We start from the raw sequence: 18,180 nt of genomic DNA, 5'->3' as shown, positions 1-18,180 counted from the left end.
GCGTCGAGCGTGGGCGCTCGATCACGGCGTCGACGGCTGACGGAGCAGCGTCGTGCGGTGCCGCCTCGAGAACGGCCGTGTCGATGGTGGCCGGAGCGGACGCGCCGATCCTCCGTGCCCGCCGCGCTGGTCGCCCTGAGCTCGTGGGCGCGGCGCCGTACCCCACCAGGTTCGGCTCGGCCTTCTCCCCAGGCTCCGAGGAGGGCGACGGGGCCGCCGGCTCCTCCCCCACGACATCGAAGGCGATCAGAGGAGCACCGACGGCGATGGTCTGTCCTGCTTCCGCGTGCAACGTCGAGACGATGCCCTCGTAGGGCGAGGGCAGCTCGACGACCGCTTTCGCGGTCTCGACTTCTGCGAGCGTCTGGTTGAGAGTGACGCTGTCGCCGGGAGCGACGAGCCAGGTCACGACCTCGGCTTCTGTCAGTCCTTCCCCGAGGTCGGGAAGGCGGAACTCCGCGATCATGCCTCTGCTCCCGTCAGGCTGTTCGGCCGGTCCAATACCCGGTCGACGGCGTCGAGCAGTCGATCCAGGTCCGGGAGGTGGTACTTCTCGAGCTTCGCGGGCGGGTAGGGGATGTCGTGGCCGGTGACCCGCAGTGGAGCCGACTCGAGGTACTCGAAACAGCGCTCCGTGATGCTCGCGATCACTTCCGCGGCCACTCCCGCTTCCCGCGACGCCTCGTGAGCGACCACGACGCGGCCCGTCTTCCGCACCGAAGCCGCGACGGAGTCATAGTCGACGGGCGAGAGGGAACGGAGATCGATGACCTCGAGCGACGTTCCCTCATCCGCCGCGGCGTCCGCTGCCTGCAGCGCGGTGGACACCATGGCGCCGTACGTGATGAGGGTCGCATCCGTCCCGGTCCGCACCACGCGCGCGAGACCCATCGGCGGCGCGTCGGCCAGCGGGGCTTCGAGGTCGACCTCGCCCTTGTGGTGGTACAGCCGCTTCGGCTCGAAGAAGATCACGGGGTCGTCGGAGGCGATGGCCTGTCGCAGGCTTCGATACGCGTCCTCCGGGTTCGAGACCGCGATCACGCGCAGTCCTGCCGTGTGCACGAAGTAGGCCTCCGGAGACTCCGAGTGATGCTCGGCAGCGCCGATGCCGCCCGCCCACGGGATCCGGATGGTGATGGGCATCTTCACCCGGCCCTGAGTGCGGTAGTGCAGCTTCGCGACCTGAGCGACGATCTGATCGAAGGCGGGATACACGAAGCCGTCGAACTGGATCTCGACGACGGGTCGGTAGCCGCGGAATGCGAGGCCCACCGCCGTGCCGACGATTCCGGACTCGGCGAGCGGCGTGTCGATCACGCGCGCAGCGCCGAACTCGTCGAGCAGTCCGTCGGTGATGCGGAAGACGCCTCCCAGCTTGCCGATGTCCTCCCCGAGCAGCACGACCTTGTCGTCATCGCGCATCGCCTGGCGGAGACCGGCTCCGAGGGCCTTCCCGAGAGTCAGCTCGGTCATGGTCACACCTCGCTCTCGAAGGTGGCGAGGTACGAGGCGTACTCATCGCGCTGCCGCTCGAGTCCGGTGTGCGGCTCCGCGTAGACGCCGTCGAACACGGCGAGTGCCGGCCGTGTGACCATGCCGAGGCACGCGGCACGCATCTCCTTGGCGACGAGATCGGCTGCGGACTGGGTCTCGGCGGCGTGCTCTTCGGCGAGCTCCCCGCTGGCGCGCAGGTGTGCCTCCAACCGCGCGATCGGATCGCGACGGCGCCAGGAATCCAGTTCCTCCTGGTCGCGGTAGCGGGTCGGATCGTCGGCCGTGGTGTGCGGACCCATGCGATAAGTGACGGCTTCGATGTAGGCGGGGCCCTTGCCGGACCGCGCGTGGTCGAGAGCCCAGCGCATGGCCGCCATGCAGGCGAGCACGTCGTTGCCGTCCACCCGCAGGCTGGGGATGCCGAATCCTGGCGCCCTTCCCGCGATCGGATACTGCGACTGCACGGCGACCGGCTCGGAGATCGCCCAGTGGTTGTTCTGACATACGAAGACGACCGGCGCCTGGTACGACGCGGCGAAGATCATCGCCTCGTTCACGTCACCCTGGCTGGTGGCTCCGTCACCGAAGTAGGTCACCGCCACCTCGTCAGCGCCGTCGTGCTGGATGCCGAGCGCGTAGCCGACCGCGTGCAGTGTCTGCGCTCCGATGATGATCTGCAAGGGAGCGACACCGAGGTCGGCGGGATCGTGAGCCGCACCTTCCTCACCGCGCCACATGCGCACGTAGTCTCCGGGTTCCGCGCCCCGCGCGTAGATGACTCCGGTCTCCCGGTAGCTGGGGAACACGAAGTCCTCGGGAGCGAGGGCACGGGCCGTGCCGATCTGCGTCGCTTCCTGTCCCTGGCAAGGCGCCCAGAGTCCGAGCTGTCCCTGGCGCTGAAGCGCGACACCCTCGGCATCGATGCGGCGGAGGATGACCATGTCCCGGAGCAGAGAACGCAGCTGCTCGGCATCGACGTCGGCGACGAACGGGTCCAGCCGGGGGTTCGGGATGCGGCTTCCGTCGGGGTTCAGGAGGCGCTCCGAGAGCTCCAGATCCTGTGCCGTGTCTGCGATGGGCGTGGCCTGCGGTGACATCGTCGTCCTCCTCGTCCTCGGCGGCCCTCGTGAGGCTCCGCGCACTGATGCCAGCGTCATCACCGGCATGGTCTGAGAGTACGTCTGGTCAACACCTCGCTCAAGCATTCCAAGAGCGCTTGAGCATGTTGCTCAATTTCGCTCGAGAGAGTGCTGCTAAGGTTTGGCACTATGCCAGGACTGGACCGCATAGATCTCGAGCTTCTCGCCGCGCTCGCCGACGACCCGCGCACGACGATCGTCGCGCTCGCGGAGAACCTGGGGCTCTCGCGCAACACGATCCAGGCGCGGATGGCGCGGTTGGAGCAGAGCGGGATCTTCCTGTCCTACGAGCGGTCCTTCTCGCCCGATGTGCTCGGTTTCCCCTTGCAGGCCTTCGTGAGCATCGGGGTCCGTCAGACGGAACTGCCCCGCATCATCAACGAGCTTTCCCGGATCCCTGAGGTCGTGCAAGCGCACGGCCTCAGCGGATCGATCGATCTGCTCGCGCGCGTGGCCTGCCGCGATGCGCGACACCTCTTCGACACGGACGCGCGCATCCTGTCCATCGAGGGCGTCGAACGCACGGAGACGTCGTTGGCGATGGGTGAGGTCATCCCGTTCCGTGTGGCGGGCCTCATCGGCCTCGCGCGACGGGAATCCTGAGGAAGCGGCGAACGGCTCCCGCAGCTTCGGCCGGGGTCTCGTAGTGGATCAGGTGTCCGACGTGCGCGATCTCGACAAGGCGGGCGTCCGGGAACATCGTCGCCAGCCTCCGCTCCGCTTCGATGGGTGTGATGTCGTCCCGCTCTGCTGCGACGAGCAGTGTCGGAACGTCGATCTCGGGGGCGAACTCGCGTACGTCGTGCGAAACGCTCGTGACGAAGGCGTCCCGGAGTACATCCCGATCCGAGAATCGGGAGAAATAGGTGTCGTGCTGGTCGTGGATGAACCGGCGGAGTTCCGGATCCCTCGTCTTGGCCATCGTGATGCTCATCACGCGGACGATGATCCGGTTGCGCAGCAGGGCCGTCCCGACCTTCTCGGGGAGCCTGGCGCCGAGAGCGTAGTAGAGGACCGCAAGTCGTGTCATCAGTCCCTTCGGCCCCTCGAGCGCCGGCGCACCGATGGGGTTCAGCAGGATCAGGCGCGGGGTCTGCAGTCCGCGTGCCACGGCGGCTGAGGCCACGATCGAACCGAAGGAATGGCCGAGGATCACGGCACCTGGGGCGACTTCGGCGACGAAGTCGGTGAGCCACTCCGCATACTCGTCGAGATCATGCGTGCGTCGTGGCACAGGGGCAGACTCGCCGAAACCGGGAAGATCCGGCGCGATCACCCGCACCTCGGGCAGGAACGCGAGCACCGGTTCGAGGCCGTGGTGCTCCCCTCGGAAACCGTGCACCGCGACGACCGTGGTGTCTGCGTCGTCGGGGCCGTACGCCCAGTATGCCGTGGTCCCCCCATGCACCTCGACCTCGCGACGCTGCACGGGAAGGCGACGAAGACGGTCCGCATATGGGGAAGGCACGCTCATACTCCCGAGTCTACGAGCGGCCTCGCGGGTTCTGGTGCATCCCGGAGACCTGCACGGCGGAGGCTCAGGCATCGTGGGATAAGCTCCTGATCGTGCGCTTTCGAGTGGGATCGACGCGCGTAGCACGAGGAGTAGCCCATGCAGTTCACGTCCACCGATCTGGCCCAGGTGGAGTCCATATGGCAGCAGTACGTTCCGTCGTCGTCGCTGCAGGATGCGGATCCGCGCAGCTTCCGCTTCGACTGGCGATCCGAGGAACTCGGCACCGCGTCCCTGATCGACTACCGACTCACCGCCAAGGTGCACTCTCGGGCAGAACCTCAGGAGCAGCTGCTGGTGTGTCGGGTCGACGCTCCCGATGCGCGTGTCTGGTCGGGACGCGAGTCCCTGGATGCAGGCTCGGCCTGGATGTCCGACGGCACCGAGGTCGAAGCCCGATGGGACCGGACAGCGCGCGTACGGGCGTTCGTGTTCGATCACCGCGCCGCCCAGGCGCGCGCGAGGCAGATCACGGGTGATGACCGACGGGAGTTGCGCACGACGGGGTTCGTGCCGCACTCCCCTGCCGACGCTCGGCGCTGGGAGCGGATGTTCGAGTACGTGGATCAGTCCGTGAACGCGGGGCCGACCGATCATCTGCTCCTCGCCGAACTCGAACGGCACGCCCTGACGATGACGCTTTCGGCGTTCCCGACCACATTCACCGACTCCCTCAGGCGGCCGGCACAGCGAGCCGGAGCGCCGGCCTCGGTCCGTCGTGCGCTCGCCTACATCGACGCGAATGCGCACCTGGCGATCACCATCGATGACGTCGCCGCCGCGTCGTACATCTCCACACGGGGACTGCAGTACGCCTTTCGACGAGCGTTGGACATGACGCCCGCCGACGCTCTGCGGCGGGCGCGCCTCGACGGGGCGCACCGTGATCTCCGCAACGGCGAGGGCCGATCGGTCGCCGAGATCGCGCGCCGCTGGGGCTTCAGCAACTCGTCTCGCTTCACTGCGGCGTATCGTGACGCCTACGGTGCAGCGCCCGTCCTCGCCTCGTGATCGTGACGCTCGCCTTGTGAACGTGACACTCGCCTTGTGAACGTGACACTCGCCTTGTGAACGTGACACTGAGCGAACAGATTGTTCGCTCAGCGCAATGTGGGGCGTCAGGCGCAGGGTGCGCGTCGATTTGTTGGCTAGAGTTCGAATTCCCGGACCACTTCCCGGTCCGTCGAGCATGCCATCGAGGAGAACCATGGCCCGCCCCCTGACCGTCGTGTCCCGCCGCCACTGCTGATGGGCAGCCTGTACTACGGCGACACATCGACGCCGATCTACATCGAGGATCGCGCTTTGGCGCACCTCAAGGTGGTCATCGCCACCAAGCTCCGCCGGAACGAGAGCTTCACCCTCTCCTGGCGTCACCCCGAGGGTGAGGCCCCTGGGCGATCGACCCTCTGGCTCCACCCGTCGATTCCTCTGAGGTTCGTCTTCCAGGAACCGGAGTCTCCCGATCTGAGCCGGAGGTGGATCGAGGAGCTCGCGCACTCGGCGAGTTCGAGCGGCGGCATCGTCCTGGTCGAGGAGCACCTCGAGACCATCGCGCCGGACTGATCACCGCTTCGCACTGACGGCGTCGGACACCGTGGTGACCGACGCCGTCACTGCGTGTATTCAGAAGCCGGTGTCGCTCACAGGGCGGCGCAACTCACAGGGCGGCGCAACTCACAGGGCCTCGTCGCCGCTGGAGCTCACGGAGCGACGAGTGGTCGGCTCCCCCGTGGCGGGGTCGACGTATGTGCGTGAGACCGTCTCCGTTCGCCGGCGACGCGCGAGCAGCACGATGCCGATGAGGAAGATGATGACTCCTGCTCCCATCAGGATGTAGCCGACCATGTCGAGGTCGACCCAGGGAACGTCGACGTTGATCGCGAAGACGAGGATCGCCCCGATCACGAAGAGCGCGATTCCGCTGCCGATGCTCATTGTTCCTCCTGTCTCTGCGGCGCGGTGCCGCACTTCGGAAGCATGGCGTGGGGTCGCGGCGCCGAGGAGGGGCTTGACATCGGCGCGAACCCTTCTCCTCCGCGGCGCTCCGCGCGTCAGGCGGCGTCGACGGTCGGCTGCTGCAGCCAGAGGTCGGGGCCGAAGACCTCGTAGGCGATCCGCTCCGCAGGTATCCCCCGGCCGATCAGAGTCGCCCGGACAGAGCGCATGAACTCGAGAGGGCCGCACATGAAGACGACCGCGTCGTCCGGGAGCTCGACATTCGAGAGGTCCATCCGCCCGGGGAGCGCGGGGTGGAGGGTCGGGGCCGCGTCCGCCCCGTCCGCGTACCAGTTCTGCGCCTTGGCATCCTTCATCGCGAGCACCTGTCGCCGCAAGGAGGGATGCAGCACATGGGCGTCGTGGTTCCGGTCGGCATGGAAGAGTCGGATGGTGCGGTCCGGGGCGCGACGGGACAGATCCTCGACGATTGCGGTGATCGGTGTGATGCCGATGCCTGCGGAGACGAGGACGAGGGGATGCCCGGTGTCATCGAGCACGACGTCACCTGCTGGTTGGGACACATCGAGCACGGTGCCGGGGTGGGCGTGCTCGTGGAGCCAGGTCGAGACCTGACCGTCGGGGACGCCTGCACTGCCGCGGACGCGCTTGACGGTCACGCGCAGCGCATCGCCTCGCGGACCGGAGGAGATCGTGTACTGGCGGGGCTGTCTGGACCCGTCCGGCAGGTCCACCGCGATGGCGACGTACTGCCCCGTCCGATGTGACGCGACGACGCCGTCGACAGGCGCGAGGAGGAGCGAGATGACGTCGTCCGACTCGACGACGCGCTCCACCACCCGATGTTTGCGCCACGGATGGGCGGGATCGGTGCCGCCCTGCGCGTACAGCTTCGCCTCTTCGGCGATGAGGGAGCACCCGAAGAGCCAGTAGACCTCGTCCCAGGCGGCTCTGACCTCTGTGGTCACCGCATCGCCGAGCACCGTCTGCACCGCATCGAGGAGGTAGTGGCCGACGATCGTGTACTGGCGTGCCTGGACACCCAGCGAGACGTGTTTGTGGGCGATCCGACTCATGATCGGCGTGAAGTCGGGGGCGTCCGGGTCGATGAGGTGCACGGCGAAGGCGACGACCGACGCGGCCAGAGCTCGCGGCTGCTCGCCGATAGCCTGGTTCGCACGGTTGAACACCCGCAGCAGTTCGGGGTGCGCGGTGAACATCTCCCGGTAGAACAGCGTGGTGATCTCATCCGCGTGCGCGGCTACGACTCCTGCGGTCGCACGTACGACCGCCTCGGACTCCGTTGAGAGCTTCATGACTTCCCTTCTCTTCAGCGTCATGGTCGTTCCACCATCGCCGGACCAGACGGAGTGCGCGCGCCCTTTCACCGGGTTATTTCCGGCCGAAACGCGCCCTCCTCTCTGCCGGCGTGCTTATCCTCGCCCCATGCCCCGTCGAGCCCATGACTTCCGAGGTCTGACCCAACCGCGGCGCCTGCGCCTGCTCCGCTCCATCCAGGAGAGGCCCGGCCGGGACGCCGGCGCGCTCGCCGAGGAGAGCGGGATCCCGTTGAACACCGCACGTGACCACCTGCGGGTGCTCGAAGACGAAGGCCTGATTCGCAGTGAGCCCGTCAACACCGGCCATCGCGGTCGTCCACCCCTCGTCTTCCACCCTGTGCGTGAGACATCGTCGAGCCAGAGAGCACGGTCACGGGTCGAAGGCGCCGATGTGAGGGGCCGCATGCTCCGCGCCGTGACGTCGGAGAGTCCGCGCCTCGGCGAGCAGGCCCTCCGGCAGGTTGACGTCCTGTACGAGCACCTCGACGATGCCGGTCTGAACCCCGTCGTCGACGAGGAAACGCTCCGATTCGATCTTGCTCCCTGCCGGTACCGCGGCCTGCTCGCCGAGGATCAGGCGCTCGTATGCGCCGTGCATGCGCAACTCGTGCGCGATGTGCTCCGACTGGGCGATGGTCCTCTGGAGATGCGGCGACTCGATCCGTTCGTGACGCCGCATCGCTGCACGCTGCTGCTGTCATCGAGCGACCAGGGATCCGCTGAGGATCGCGAGTAGGGCGGGTCGGACTTGAACCGACGATCGTTGGGTTATGAGCCCACTGCCTTAACCAGCTTGGCCACCGCCCCGTACGGGTCCCAGCCTAGCGGCCGGGGCGCTCACACCCGCGTCGCCGCCGAGTGCGTCTGCGAGTGTCCGAGATAGATGTCGGCGTTGGCCAGGAGTTCCGCTCGCTCCTCTTCGCTGAGCGCTCGACGCACCTTCGCCGGCACGCCGGCGACGAGAGAGCCTGCGGGGATCTCCGTCCCGCCGAGGACGACCGCTCCTCCGGCGATGAGACATCCTTCGCCGATGACGGCACCGCTGAGTATCACCGCCCCCATTCCCACCAGGCTTCCGTCGCCGATCGTGCAGCCGTGCACGACCGCGTTGTGTCCGACCGAGACCTTGGAGCCGATCACCACAGGATGCGCTGCATCGACGTGGACGGAAACGTTGTCCTGGAGATTGGAGCCGGGGCCGATGACGATCTGCGCCGAATCCCCGCGAAGGACGGCGTTGTACCAGACGCTGGAGCCCGCCGCGAGGCTGACGTCGCCGACGATGCGAGCGCCGTCGGCGACGAATGCCGTCGCGTCGATCGACGGCGTACTGTTCGGCAGGGCGAGGATGGAGGCTCCGGACGCGATGCTCATGAGGCGAGACTACCCTCACTTCCGCGGAATCACGCGGAAGTGAGCCGAGCCTCAGCTTGCTTGCGGAATGTCTGACGCTGAGTAGCGTTGTCTTCATCAGATACGAGAAACCGTTCCGGAGGAGCACAAGATGAGCAAGGCACAGACCGTTTCCACCACCGCCATCGACCCGACCGTGGCTGCAGGGGCGGCCCAGTTCCTCTCCCCTGTCGTCCTCGGTCTCCAGGCACTGACCATCAACGGCAAGCAGGCCCACTGGCATGTCCGCGGCGCGAACTTCGTCGGCGTGCACGAGCTGCTCGACACGATCGTCGCCCACGCCGGCGACTTCGCCGACACCGCCGCTGAGCGTATCGTCGCTCTCGGTCTGCCGATCGATGCACGCGTGAGCGCCGTCGCGGAGAAGGCGGGCTCGACGTCGGTCGCGGCCGGCTTCGCACAGTCCGACGAGCTGATCCGCGCGGTGATCTCCGACATCGACGCCATCCTCGTCGACGTCAAGGCCGCTGTGGAAGGCCTCGACGAGGTCGACCTCACCAGCCAGGACGTCGCGATCGAGATCCAGCGCGGCCTCGAGAAGGACCGTTGGTTCCTCGTCTCGCACATCGCGGCCTGATCGCAGACATCGTCTGAACGTGGCAAGGGCGGTCCTCGGTTCTCCGAGGGCCGCCCTTGCTGCACGAGTAACCCATCAGTGCGCGTGTGTGACGTATCCCCGCAAGACGGTGGAGAGCACGCTCATCGAGCGCAGAGCCGGCCCCGTCGACGTCAGCGGGTCCGCCGCACACAGGACGATGTCGGCGGGCTCACCCGGCCGCAGCGAAGTACGCACGCTCGCTTCCAGTGCCTGGGCGACCGTGATCCGCTCTTCCGGATGCCATGCTGCTCGCGCGTCGGCCGTCCGGGACACCGCTGCGGAGATGGCCTGCCACGGATCAAGCGGGGCCACCGGGGCGTCGGAACCGAAGCGCAACTGTGCCCCTGATGCGCGCAGTGATGCGAGGGGATAGCCGATCGAGGTCTGCTCCGACCAGTGCCGGTCCACCAGATCGCGATCATCGACGGCGTGCTGCGGCTGAACGCTGGCGATCACACCGAGGCGAGCGAACCGCGCGAGGTCGGTGTGTCGCACGAGCTGGACATGCTCTATCGATCCGGCTGCGCCCGTGGTGGTGAAGGCATCCAGCGCCGAGGTGATGGCCCTGTCGCCGATCGCGTGCACCGCCACCCCCAGTCCTGCGCCGGTCGCGCGGGTGAGGAGGTCGACCAACTCGTCGGAGGGCACCGTGAGCATGCCGAAGTTGCCGGGATCTCCCGGGTAGGCGTGCGAGCACGCGGCTGTCCGAGTGCCCAGGGAACCGTCTGTGATGATCTTCAGCGGCCCGACGCGCACGAGCCCCGCCCCGCGGGCCGGAGTCTCGGTCAGTTCATGGAGTTCACCCGTGCGGAGCCCGGCGTCGATGGCGCGTTCGAGGTCGAACGGGTACACCGCGAACTCAACGCGATGGGAGGCGAAGCCCGCCTGCACCCGTCGCGGCCACGCTTCCGCACTCCACGCCATGTCGAAGTCGACGAGGCCGGTGACACCTCGTGCCGCGGCCTGCTCCCCTGCCCGCACCATCGCACGGTCACCATGAGCGGCGTCGACGGCATTGAGGCGCCGCGAGATCTCGAAAGCATCGGTCTCGCGCAGCACGCCGTCCTCGCTGCGGAAGCCCTCACGAGCGAGTGCAGCGCTGTTCAACCAGACGCTGTGGACGTCGGCGTTGATGAGGTAGGTGGGAACGCCGCCGGTGGCCGTGTCCAGGAGTTCGAGTGACGGACGATCCGGCCACAGCGCATCTCGGAAACCGGTCCCGACGCGTCGACCGTCCGCCAGCGGGGGAACACCACTCATCGCACCCGCGGCGGCCGCTGCGGATTCCGCGTGTCCGAGCGGCGCGCGCTCCGATGTCAGCGCCCATTGGACGGTGTGGACGTGGTTGTCCCAGAGACCGGGAACCGCCCAGGCGCCGTCGGCGGCGAGGACGCGGCCACGGGCGGACAGAGCACCGGTCGGGGCGATGTCGACTATGCGTCCATCGGCGATGAAGATGTCGACCGGTTCGTCGTCCATCAGGAACTCGCGTCCTGGTCCGGCGATCCGCACGGCTGTGATGGTGTCGATGGCGGCGCCGCGTTCGGTCACTGCTGTACCCCTCCTCGGCGTGCGTCCTGCGCGCGCCGCATCTCCGCGGCGAGGGCCGGGTTCGCATAGGGCCCGTCGCCGGAGAGCTCCTCGATCACCGTCTCGATCGTCTCCGGCGCCTTGTTCTGGCTGAGCTTCCTCTTGGCGACGACTCGTGTCGGTGTCAACCGGAAACCCACCGTTCCCGCGGCCAGCCGCTCCACGTAGGCCGCGTCGTTGGGGCGCTCCCACATGCGTCGCGGTTCCGGCATCAGGGATTCGAAGTGCGCGACGAGGCGGTCGAGCACGACGAGGTTCTCCTCGGCGCTCAGGATCTCGGGAACGCCGGACAGATGGACAGCGGTGTAGTTCCAGGTCGGCACCGCGGGCACATCGCCGTACCATCCGGGCGAGATGTAGCCGTGCGGGCCCTGGAAGGCCACCAGCATCTCTCGGTCCTCCCCCAGCCCGTGGATGAGGTCGTCAGGACGACCCACGTGACCCACGACGGTGAGGTCGTCGTGGGCGTCATCGAGCAGGACGGCGTAGTGCGAGGCCACGAGCCCCTCTCCGCCAGAGCTCATGATCGTCGCCCAGGGGTTCGCCTCGATCACGCGGCGGATCTCGGGCACATCGGCCAGCGTGAAGCTGGGATTCTGTCGCATTCGATCAGCCTAGATCCGGTGGTGGCGGCGCGGGCGGATCACGCTTGGCAACGCGGGCACCAGTAGAGCTTCCGAGCGCCGATCTCCTCCAGCGCGATCTCGGTCCCGCAGATACGGCAGGGCAGACCAGCGCGGTGATAGACCCAGTGACGATCGTCCCGGTTGGCCATGGCGGCGCGGTAGTCCGCGCCGGTCAGACCGTCCATCGTCATCATCTGCCCCGTCTCCACACCGATGGCGAGCAGACGCACCCAGTCGTGCCAGAGCGCGCGCACGACGTCTTCGGGAACGTCGCGACCCGGCGTGTGCGGGTTCAGCCTCTGCCGGAACAGCATCTCGGCGCGGTAGACGTTCCCGATGCCGCTCACGACCGACTGGTCCATGAGCAGGAGTGCGATCACCGTCGGCTTCTTCCTGACAGCGCGGACGAAACGCTCCTCGTTCTCGACCGGATCGCCGACCAGGGGGTCAGGGCCCAGTTTTGCGACGGTCGCGAACATCTCCTCAGGTGTCTGCAGGACGCACGCGGTCGGCCCTCGGAGGTCGGCCGCAGTGATGTCGGTCATCAGACGCAGTCGAACCTGACCGACCACGGGCGGCGGCCACTCCATGCCCTCATCAGCGAGCCCCTTCGTCTGCTCGGACATGCGCACGTGCACCCGCGTGCGTCGGGGCGCACCGATCGAGGACAGCGAGTTCTCCCCCGCATCATCGAGGATCGGGTCCTCGAGGATCGTGCCCCGCTGATTGGTCTGGCCCATGCGGCCGTTGGCGGAGGCGATGGTCGGGTCGACGACGATCTCACCGGCGAAGTCCCACGCTCCATACAGGCCGAGATGCACCCGGAGCCACAGGTCGCCTTCCGTCTCCAGGAACATCTGCTTGCCGACCGCCTGCACGCTCACCGCGGCACGGCCGTCGAGCAGGGATGCTCCTTCGGCGAACCGACCCTGCGGGCTGGAAGCGCTCAGCGTCTTGCCGACGAAGTTGCGGTCGAACTGCCGAGCGATCCGGTGGACGGAATGACCCTCGGGCATGTCAGGCCCGCGGGTCCGGGAGCAGTGAGCCGTCGCGTTCGAAGTCGGCGATCTGTCCGATGCGCCGCACGTGGCGCTCGTCGCCCGAGAACGGGGTCGTGATGAAGCGGTCGATGAACGAGGTGACCTCGTCGTACGTGTGCTGACGCGCGCCGATGGAGATCACGTTCGCATCGTTGTGCTCGCGGGCCAGCTCCGCGGTCGAGAGGTTCCAGACGAGCGCCGCACGTACGCCCTCGACCTTGTTCGCGGCGATCTGCTCGCCGTTTCCGGAGCCGCCGAAGACGACGCCGAGCGCCTCGACGCCCGCACGCCGATCGGCGATGACGGCCTGCGCCGCGCGGATGCAGAACGCCGGGTAGTCGTCGACCGCGTCGTACTCGACGGGGCCGTGATCGACGACCTCGTGCCCGGCGGCGCGCAGATGGTCCTGCAGCTGCGTGGAGAAGTCGAGGCCCGCGTGGTCGGTGGCGATATGGATGCGCATGTGTCCCATCCTAGAAGCGCGCGCCGGTCACCGAGAGGTCACGGAGCGACGCCTGCGGCAGCCGGCTTGAAGCCCGCCCGGATGTTCTCGCAACAACCGGGGCGGCAGACGTCGAACCCGCCGGGAAGGGAAGTGACGTGAGCGCGTTCCTCGTTGGGACGCCCCTGGAGGCGCTCCTCGATCAGATCGACGATGCCCGCGACGAATGCCGGCGATACGCCGGGGGTCGGAGTACGGGTGAAGGAGAGTCCCGCTTCCTCCGCGGCCTCCGCCGCCTCGGTGTCGAGGTCCCACAGGACCTCCATGTGGTCGCTCATGAATCCCACCGGCACGACGGCGACGGCCTTGCGTCCGCGCTCGGGCAGCTCGCCGATCACGTCGCAGACATCGGGCTCGAGCCACGGCTGCGAGGCGGGACCGGAGCGGGACTGGTAGACGAGCTCCCACGACACATCGGCGGCCGCCGGGACGGTCTGGCGGACGCGATCCATGACCCACGCGGCGACGGCGAGGTGCTGCGCGGCATAGGCGCCGCCCTCACCCCACTCGATGTCGCGGGCACCCGAGCGCTCGGCGTCGGCGGTGGGGATGCTGTGCGTCGAGAAGAGGATCTGGATGTCCGCGGCTGCGATGCCTTCGGCGAGGAAGTTCTCGATGGCCTCACGGACACCGGTCTCGAACGCCTCGACGAAGCCGGGGTGATCGTAGAACGGGCGGATCTTGTCGATCGTGACGGTCTCGCCCAGGCCGGTCTCCTCCAGGATGCGGGCGAAGTCCTCCCGGTACTGGCGGCAGCTGGAGAACGAGCTGTACGCACTCGTGGCGAAGGCGAGCAGGGTGTTGTGCCCGTTGCCCGATGCCTCGGTCACGACCTCTTCCAGGTACGGCGCCCAGTTGCGGTTGCCCCAGTAGACCGGGAGCGTGATGCCCCGCTCGGCGAGAGCGTTCTGCAGCGCCTCCTTGAGCACGCGGTTCTGACCGTTGATCGGACTCACCCCGCCGAAGTGGCGGTAGTGGTGCGCGACTTCCTCGAGCCGCTCGTCGGGGATGCCGCGGCCGCGCGTCACGTTCCTGAGGAACGGGATCACATCCTCCTGGCCCTCGGGCCCGCCGAATCCGGCGAGCAGGATCGCGTCATAGGCGACCGGTGCGGTCACGAAAGGTGCACCACCGGAGGCAGCAGGCGAGGCAAAGGGGACGACATTCGGCTCGATCGCAGTCACCCGTCCATCCTCCCACTTCTACGGAGTGCCGGAGTGCGCGCGAGCACCGTTTCTATCCGATTCCCCTGCACCGCGATGGAGATCGGGCATTCCCCGCACTGGCGTAGGCTGTCAGGGTTGCCGTCGGCGCCAACTGCGCCCAGCCCCGGTGACATCCCCTCACCCCTGGGAGTACAGCTGTGCCTGGAGAGAACCTCACCCGTATCGAAGCGCAGGAGCGCCGCGACGTCGTCGACACGCAGTCCTACGAAGTCGCCCTCGATCTGACCAAGGGCGCCGAGGTCTTCGGCTCTCGGAGCGTCGTCCGCTTCACCGCCACGCCCGAGAGCTTCACCTTCATCGATCTGATCGCGCGGGAGGTCCGTGAGATCTCCCTCAACGGGGAGCAGCTCGACCCCAACGAGGTCTTCGCCGACTCGCGCATCACGCTCGAGGGACTGCAGGCGGAGAACGTCCTCGTCGTGGACGCCGACTGCGAGTACACGAACACCGGCGAGGGCCTGCACCGTTTCGTCGATCCCGTCGATGGCGAGGTCTACCTCTACTCGCAGTTCGAGGTGCCCGACTCGCGTCGGGTGTTCGCGGTCTTCGAGCAGCCCGACCTCAAAGCGACGTTCCAGTTCACCGTGACCGCACCGGCCGCATGGAAGGTCGTCTCCAACTCGCCCACCCCCGAGCCCATCGTGCACGACGATGACGTCACCGCCACGTGGGGCTTCGAGCCGACGCCGCGCATCTCCTCGTACATCACGGCGTTGGTCGCCGGTCCCTACGAGTCGACCTTCTCGGAGCTGACGAGCGCCTCCGGCCGCGTCATCCCCCTCGGCGTGTACGGCCGCAAGAGCCTGTGGCAGCACCTCGACGCCGACTACATCTTCGACAAGACCCGCGAGGGCTTCGCCTACTTCGAGTCGAAGTTCGGCGTGCCGTACCCGTTCGCCAAGTACGACCAGCTCTTCGTGCCGGAGTTCAACGCCGGCGCCATGGAGAACGCGGGAGCCGTCACCTTCACCGAGACCTACGTCTTCCGCAGCAAGGTGACGGACGCCGTCAAGGAACGTCGCGTCGTCACGATCCTGCACGAGCTCGCTCACATGTGGTTCGGCGACCTCGTCACCATGAAGTGGTGGAACGACCTCTGGCTGAACGAGTCGTTCGCCGAGTGGGCCTCGACCATCGCCACGGCGGAGGCCACGGAGTGGACCGAGGCATGGACCACGTTCAACGCCATGGAGAAGACCTGGGCCTACCGCCAGGACCAGCTCCCCTCGACCCACCCGATCGTCGCCGAGATCAACGACCTCGAAGACGTGCAGGTGAACTTCGATGGGATCACCTACGCCAAGGGCGGCTCCGTCCTGAAGCAGCTGGCCGCCTGGGTCGGTATCGAGGCGTTCTTCTCGGGCGTCTCGCAGTACTTCCAGAAGCACTCCTGGGGCAACACGGAGCTCAGCGACCTGCTCACCGAGCTCGAAGCCACCAGCGGCCGCGACCTCGGCACGTGGTCCAAGAAGTGGCTGGAGACCGCCGGCGTGAACACGCTGGAGCCGGTCATCGCCGAGGGCCACGACGGCACGATCTCGCGCTTCGCGATCACGCAGACCGCTCCGGCCGACTACCCGACCATCCGTCCGCACCGTCTCGGCATCGGCTTCTACACCCTCACGGACGGCTCGCTCACCCGCACGCACTACCTCGAAGTGGACGTCGACGGCGACCGCACCGAGATCCCCGAGCTGCAGGGTCTCACCCGCCCCGACCTCGTGCTCCTCAACGACAACGACCTCGCCTACGCGAAGATCCGCCTCGACGAGAAGTCTCTGGCCACCGCGATCGCACACCTCGCCGACATCCACGACCCGCTCGCCCGTTCGCTCGTCTGGGGCGCGGCATGGGATCAGACCCGCGACGCCGAGACCGGCGCTTCCGAGTACATCGACCTCGTGCTCGGCAACATCGGGCGTGAGACCGAGTCGACGACGGTGCGCACCACGCTCGCGCAACTGCGCACCGCGGCGAACCTCTACGTCGCACCGGCCGACCGCGAGGCCGCGCGCCTCAAGGTGGCGGATGGTCTGTGGAGCCTGGCAGAGTCGGCCGACCCCGGCAGCGACAGCCAGCTGCAGTTCGTCACGGCCTTCGCCAACGCTCTGGTCACTCCTGAGCACGCGGGCATCGTCGGACGTCTGCGCTCCGGTGAGGACACGCTCCCCGGGCTGGAGATCGACGCTGACCTGAACTGGCAGCTGCTCGCCGGGCTCGCCACGATCGGCGCGACGGACGCCGCCACGATCGATGCCGCTCTCGCCGCGGACAACACCGCGAAGGGCGGGGAGTTCGCGGCTCAGGCACGCGCGTCCCTGCCGGACTCCGCCTCCAAGAAGGCCGCGTGGGCGTCGTTGATCGAGCGCGATGATGCTCCGAACACGATCGTGCGCTCCGCAGCACTCGGGTTCACCCACCCGGCGGGAGCTGCGGTGCTCGAGGAGTTCGTCCCGGCGTACTTCGACATGCTGCTGCCGATCTGGGAGTCGCGGACCTACCAGATCGCGCAGTACCTGATCGTGGGGCTGTTCCCGACCGCACTGGCGGACATCGCCCTGCGCGACGCGACCCGCGGCTGGCTCTCGGAGCACCAGGATGTCGCCCCTGCTCTGCGACGCCTCGTGCTCGAGAACCTCGCCGATGTCGAGCGCGCCCTGGCCGCGCAGGCCCGCGACGCCGAGGACTGATACCCGAACACCAGCGAAAACGGAGACCATCCGCTCTGATCCCCGTGTGTCCACCAATGACACGCTGCGGTCGGGCCGGATGGTCTCCGTTTTGACGCGGGGTTCCACCCAGCCCGCGCAGAGGCCCGCTCGCTAGGATCGGAGGTGATGATTCTTCCCTCCACTGTCACCGAACCACCTGCGGAGATCCCCCTCCCCGACTGGGTGAAGGCGCTGCTCGCCTGGCTCGGCCAGGTCGGCATGAATGCCCTGACGGTCACCATCATCATCGTCAGCTGCATCGTGATCGGGCTCGTCCTGCGGCTCGTCATCCGACGTGTGGTGCACCGCATCGTCGACAGCGCGAAGAACAAGGCGTCGGTCGACGACACTCAGGCACTCGAGCGCTCTCCGCTCGCGGATATGCGCCTGGTGCAGCGCACACGCACGCTCGGCACCATCCTGCAGAACATCGTGAACGTGATGCTGGTCGTGATCGCGATCGTGCTGATCGTGAACGCGCTCGATTCGAGTCTGCTCGGCTCGCTGACCCTCCTGACCGCTGCGGTCGGCGCTGGTCTCGGTTTCGGCGCCCAGAACATCGTCAAGGACGTGCTCAACGGCATGTTCCTCGTGGCCGAGGACCAGATCGGCATCGGCGATGTGGTGGATCTCGGTCTCGCGAGCGGTGTGGTCGAATACGTGAGTGTGCGCATCACCCAGGTGCGCGACGTCAACGGCACGCTGTGGTACGTGCGCAACGGTGAGGTGACCCGGATCGGCAACATGTCGCAGGGGTGGGCGCGCTCCATCATCGACATCGGCGTGCCGGCCGACTCCGACCTCGAACAGGTCGAGCACATCATGCTCGAGACCGCGCAGGGACTGTCGAAGGACCCGAAGTGGCGTACGCGCATCATCGAGAAGCCCGAGCTGTGGGGCTTGGAGTCCATCGACGGAGACGCGCTCGTGGTGCGTATCGTCATCAAGGCCAGGGCCAATGCCAAGGACGACGTGGCCCAGGAGCTGCGTCGCCGCCTGCGCGCTGCCCTCCTCGAGAAGGAGATCGGC

The 18,180-nt window shown here is 67.5% G+C and carries 19 protein-coding genes, 1 tRNA gene and 1 pseudogene; 7 read left to right on the top strand and 14 right to left on the bottom strand.

The window, feature by feature from the left end; genetic code table 11:
- The 3 genes from DSP71_RS24465 to pdhA all read right to left on the bottom strand — a co-directional run.
- On the bottom strand, window positions 1–466 hold a 466-nt coding region (locus DSP71_RS24465), incomplete at its 3' end, for a biotin/lipoyl-containing protein (RefSeq protein WP_309472639.1).
- Window positions 463–1,473, bottom strand: coding sequence for an alpha-ketoacid dehydrogenase subunit beta (locus DSP71_RS20805; protein ID WP_045265268.1), 1,011 nt, complete (start codon window positions 1,471–1,473; stop codon window positions 463–465). The genes DSP71_RS24465 and DSP71_RS20805, both read right to left, overlap by 4 nt.
- A gap of 2 nt (window positions 1,474–1,475) precedes the next feature.
- The gene (gene pdhA / locus DSP71_RS20800; protein ID WP_061016706.1) at window positions 1,476–2,591 is read right to left on the bottom strand and encodes a pyruvate dehydrogenase (acetyl-transferring) E1 component subunit alpha; all 1,116 of its coding nucleotides are present in this window, start codon (window positions 2,589–2,591) and stop codon (window positions 1,476–1,478) included.
- Between the two features lie 171 nt (window positions 2,592–2,762).
- Here pdhA and DSP71_RS20795 point away from each other — a divergent pair, with 171 nt between their 5' ends.
- Window positions 2,763–3,236 carry an Lrp/AsnC family transcriptional regulator gene (locus DSP71_RS20795; RefSeq protein WP_045265266.1) on the top strand — a complete coding sequence of 158 codons (474 nt, stop codon included), beginning with the start codon at window positions 2,763–2,765 and terminating at the stop codon, window positions 3,234–3,236.
- Here DSP71_RS20795 and DSP71_RS20790 read toward each other — a convergent pair.
- Entirely contained in the window at window positions 3,208–4,107 is a 900-nt protein-coding gene (locus tag DSP71_RS20790) for an alpha/beta fold hydrolase (RefSeq protein WP_058631156.1), read from the bottom strand. The two genes, DSP71_RS20795 and DSP71_RS20790, sit on opposite strands and share 29 nt — an antisense overlap.
- 138 nt (window positions 4,108–4,245) lie before the next feature.
- On the opposite strand from DSP71_RS20790, the gene DSP71_RS20785 reads away from it, so the two are divergent.
- Both DSP71_RS20785 and DSP71_RS20780 read left to right on the top strand, forming a co-directional pair.
- Window positions 4,246–5,157, top strand: coding sequence for a helix-turn-helix transcriptional regulator (locus DSP71_RS20785; protein WP_113681948.1), 912 nt, complete (start codon window positions 4,246–4,248; stop codon window positions 5,155–5,157).
- 237 nt (window positions 5,158–5,394) lie between these two features.
- Window positions 5,395–5,712, top strand: coding sequence for a hypothetical protein (locus tag DSP71_RS20780; RefSeq protein ID WP_046747021.1), 318 nt, complete (start codon window positions 5,395–5,397; stop codon window positions 5,710–5,712).
- 111 nt (window positions 5,713–5,823) lie between these two features.
- On the opposite strand, the gene DSP71_RS20775 is transcribed toward DSP71_RS20780, so the two are convergent.
- Window positions 5,824–6,084 carry a DUF6458 family protein gene (locus DSP71_RS20775; RefSeq protein WP_046747022.1) on the bottom strand — a complete coding sequence of 87 codons (261 nt, stop codon included), beginning with the start codon at window positions 6,082–6,084 and terminating at the stop codon, window positions 5,824–5,826.
- A gap of 116 nt (window positions 6,085–6,200) precedes the next feature.
- Entirely contained in the window at window positions 6,201–7,445 is a 1,245-nt protein-coding gene (locus tag DSP71_RS20770) for a globin domain-containing protein (protein WP_257022003.1), read from the bottom strand.
- Here DSP71_RS20770 and DSP71_RS24700 point away from each other — a divergent pair.
- Window positions 7,420–7,725, top strand: a pseudogene (locus DSP71_RS24700) (helix-turn-helix domain-containing protein); the annotation flags it as partial. The gene DSP71_RS20770 and the pseudogene DSP71_RS24700 sit on opposite strands and share 26 nt — an antisense overlap.
- A gap of 90 nt (window positions 7,726–7,815) precedes the next feature.
- Here the strand turns inward: DSP71_RS24700 and DSP71_RS24460 are convergent.
- The 3 genes from DSP71_RS24460 to DSP71_RS20755 all read right to left on the bottom strand — a co-directional run bounded on the left by DSP71_RS24460 (window position 7,816) and on the right by DSP71_RS20755 (window position 8,819).
- Complete coding sequence (locus DSP71_RS24460; protein WP_227751213.1) at window positions 7,816–8,124, bottom strand: hypothetical protein; 309 nt, start codon at window positions 8,122–8,124, stop codon at window positions 7,816–7,818.
- A gap of 54 nt (window positions 8,125–8,178) precedes the next feature.
- A tRNA-Ile gene (locus DSP71_RS20760) sits at window positions 8,179–8,252 on the bottom strand.
- 30 nt (window positions 8,253–8,282) lie between these two features.
- Entirely contained in the window at window positions 8,283–8,819 is a 537-nt protein-coding gene (locus DSP71_RS20755; RefSeq protein WP_061016715.1) for a gamma carbonic anhydrase family protein, read from the bottom strand.
- A gap of 130 nt (window positions 8,820–8,949) precedes the next feature.
- Here DSP71_RS20755 and DSP71_RS20750 point away from each other — a divergent pair, with 130 nt between their 5' ends.
- Window positions 8,950–9,435, top strand: coding sequence for a Dps family protein (locus DSP71_RS20750; protein ID WP_046747026.1), 486 nt, complete (start codon window positions 8,950–8,952; stop codon window positions 9,433–9,435).
- 75 nt (window positions 9,436–9,510) lie between these two features.
- Here DSP71_RS20750 and DSP71_RS20745 read toward each other — a convergent pair whose 3' ends face one another.
- From DSP71_RS20745 to DSP71_RS20725, 5 genes are read right to left on the bottom strand one after another with little or no spacing between them, the layout of a single operon-like run.
- Window positions 9,511–11,007, bottom strand: a complete 1,497-nt coding sequence (locus tag DSP71_RS20745; RefSeq protein WP_179516022.1) for an amidohydrolase — start codon at window positions 11,005–11,007, stop codon at window positions 9,511–9,513.
- Window positions 11,004–11,651: an FMN-binding negative transcriptional regulator gene (locus DSP71_RS20740; protein WP_046747028.1), complete on the bottom strand. Its 648-nt coding sequence runs from the start codon at window positions 11,649–11,651 to the stop codon at window positions 11,004–11,006. The genes DSP71_RS20745 and DSP71_RS20740 overlap by 4 nt, the downstream gene beginning before the upstream one ends.
- A 38-nt stretch (window positions 11,652–11,689) precedes the next feature.
- Window positions 11,690–12,688, bottom strand: a complete 999-nt coding sequence (locus tag DSP71_RS20735) for an Fpg/Nei family DNA glycosylase (RefSeq protein WP_061016718.1) — start codon at window positions 12,686–12,688, stop codon at window positions 11,690–11,692.
- Between the two features lies 1 nt (window position 12,689).
- Complete coding sequence (locus DSP71_RS20730) at window positions 12,690–13,175, bottom strand: ribose-5-phosphate isomerase (protein WP_061016721.1); 486 nt, start codon at window positions 13,173–13,175, stop codon at window positions 12,690–12,692.
- 38 nt (window positions 13,176–13,213) lie between these two features.
- The gene (locus DSP71_RS20725) at window positions 13,214–14,398 is read right to left on the bottom strand and encodes a ferrochelatase (protein ID WP_061016723.1); all 1,185 of its coding nucleotides are present in this window, start codon (window positions 14,396–14,398) and stop codon (window positions 13,214–13,216) included.
- Window positions 14,399–14,577: 179 nt separating this feature from the next.
- On the opposite strand from DSP71_RS20725, the gene pepN reads away from it, so the two are divergent.
- Together pepN and DSP71_RS20715 are read left to right on the top strand one after the other, a co-directional pair.
- Window positions 14,578–17,130 (top strand): aminopeptidase N, encoded by a 2,553-nt coding sequence (gene pepN, locus DSP71_RS20720; protein WP_061016724.1) that lies wholly within the window; start codon window positions 14,578–14,580, stop codon window positions 17,128–17,130.
- A 147-nt stretch (window positions 17,131–17,277) separates the two neighbouring features.
- A partial coding sequence (locus DSP71_RS20715) for a mechanosensitive ion channel family protein (protein WP_113681946.1) occupies window positions 17,278–18,180 on the top strand: 903 nt, incomplete at its 3' end.

The sequence above is a fragment of the Microbacterium sp. H6 genome (assembly GCF_003314775.1).
GTDB lineage: Bacteria > Actinomycetota > Actinomycetes > Actinomycetales > Microbacteriaceae > Microbacterium > Microbacterium oxydans.
This window is presented reverse-complemented; position numbering and strand designations above follow the sequence as displayed.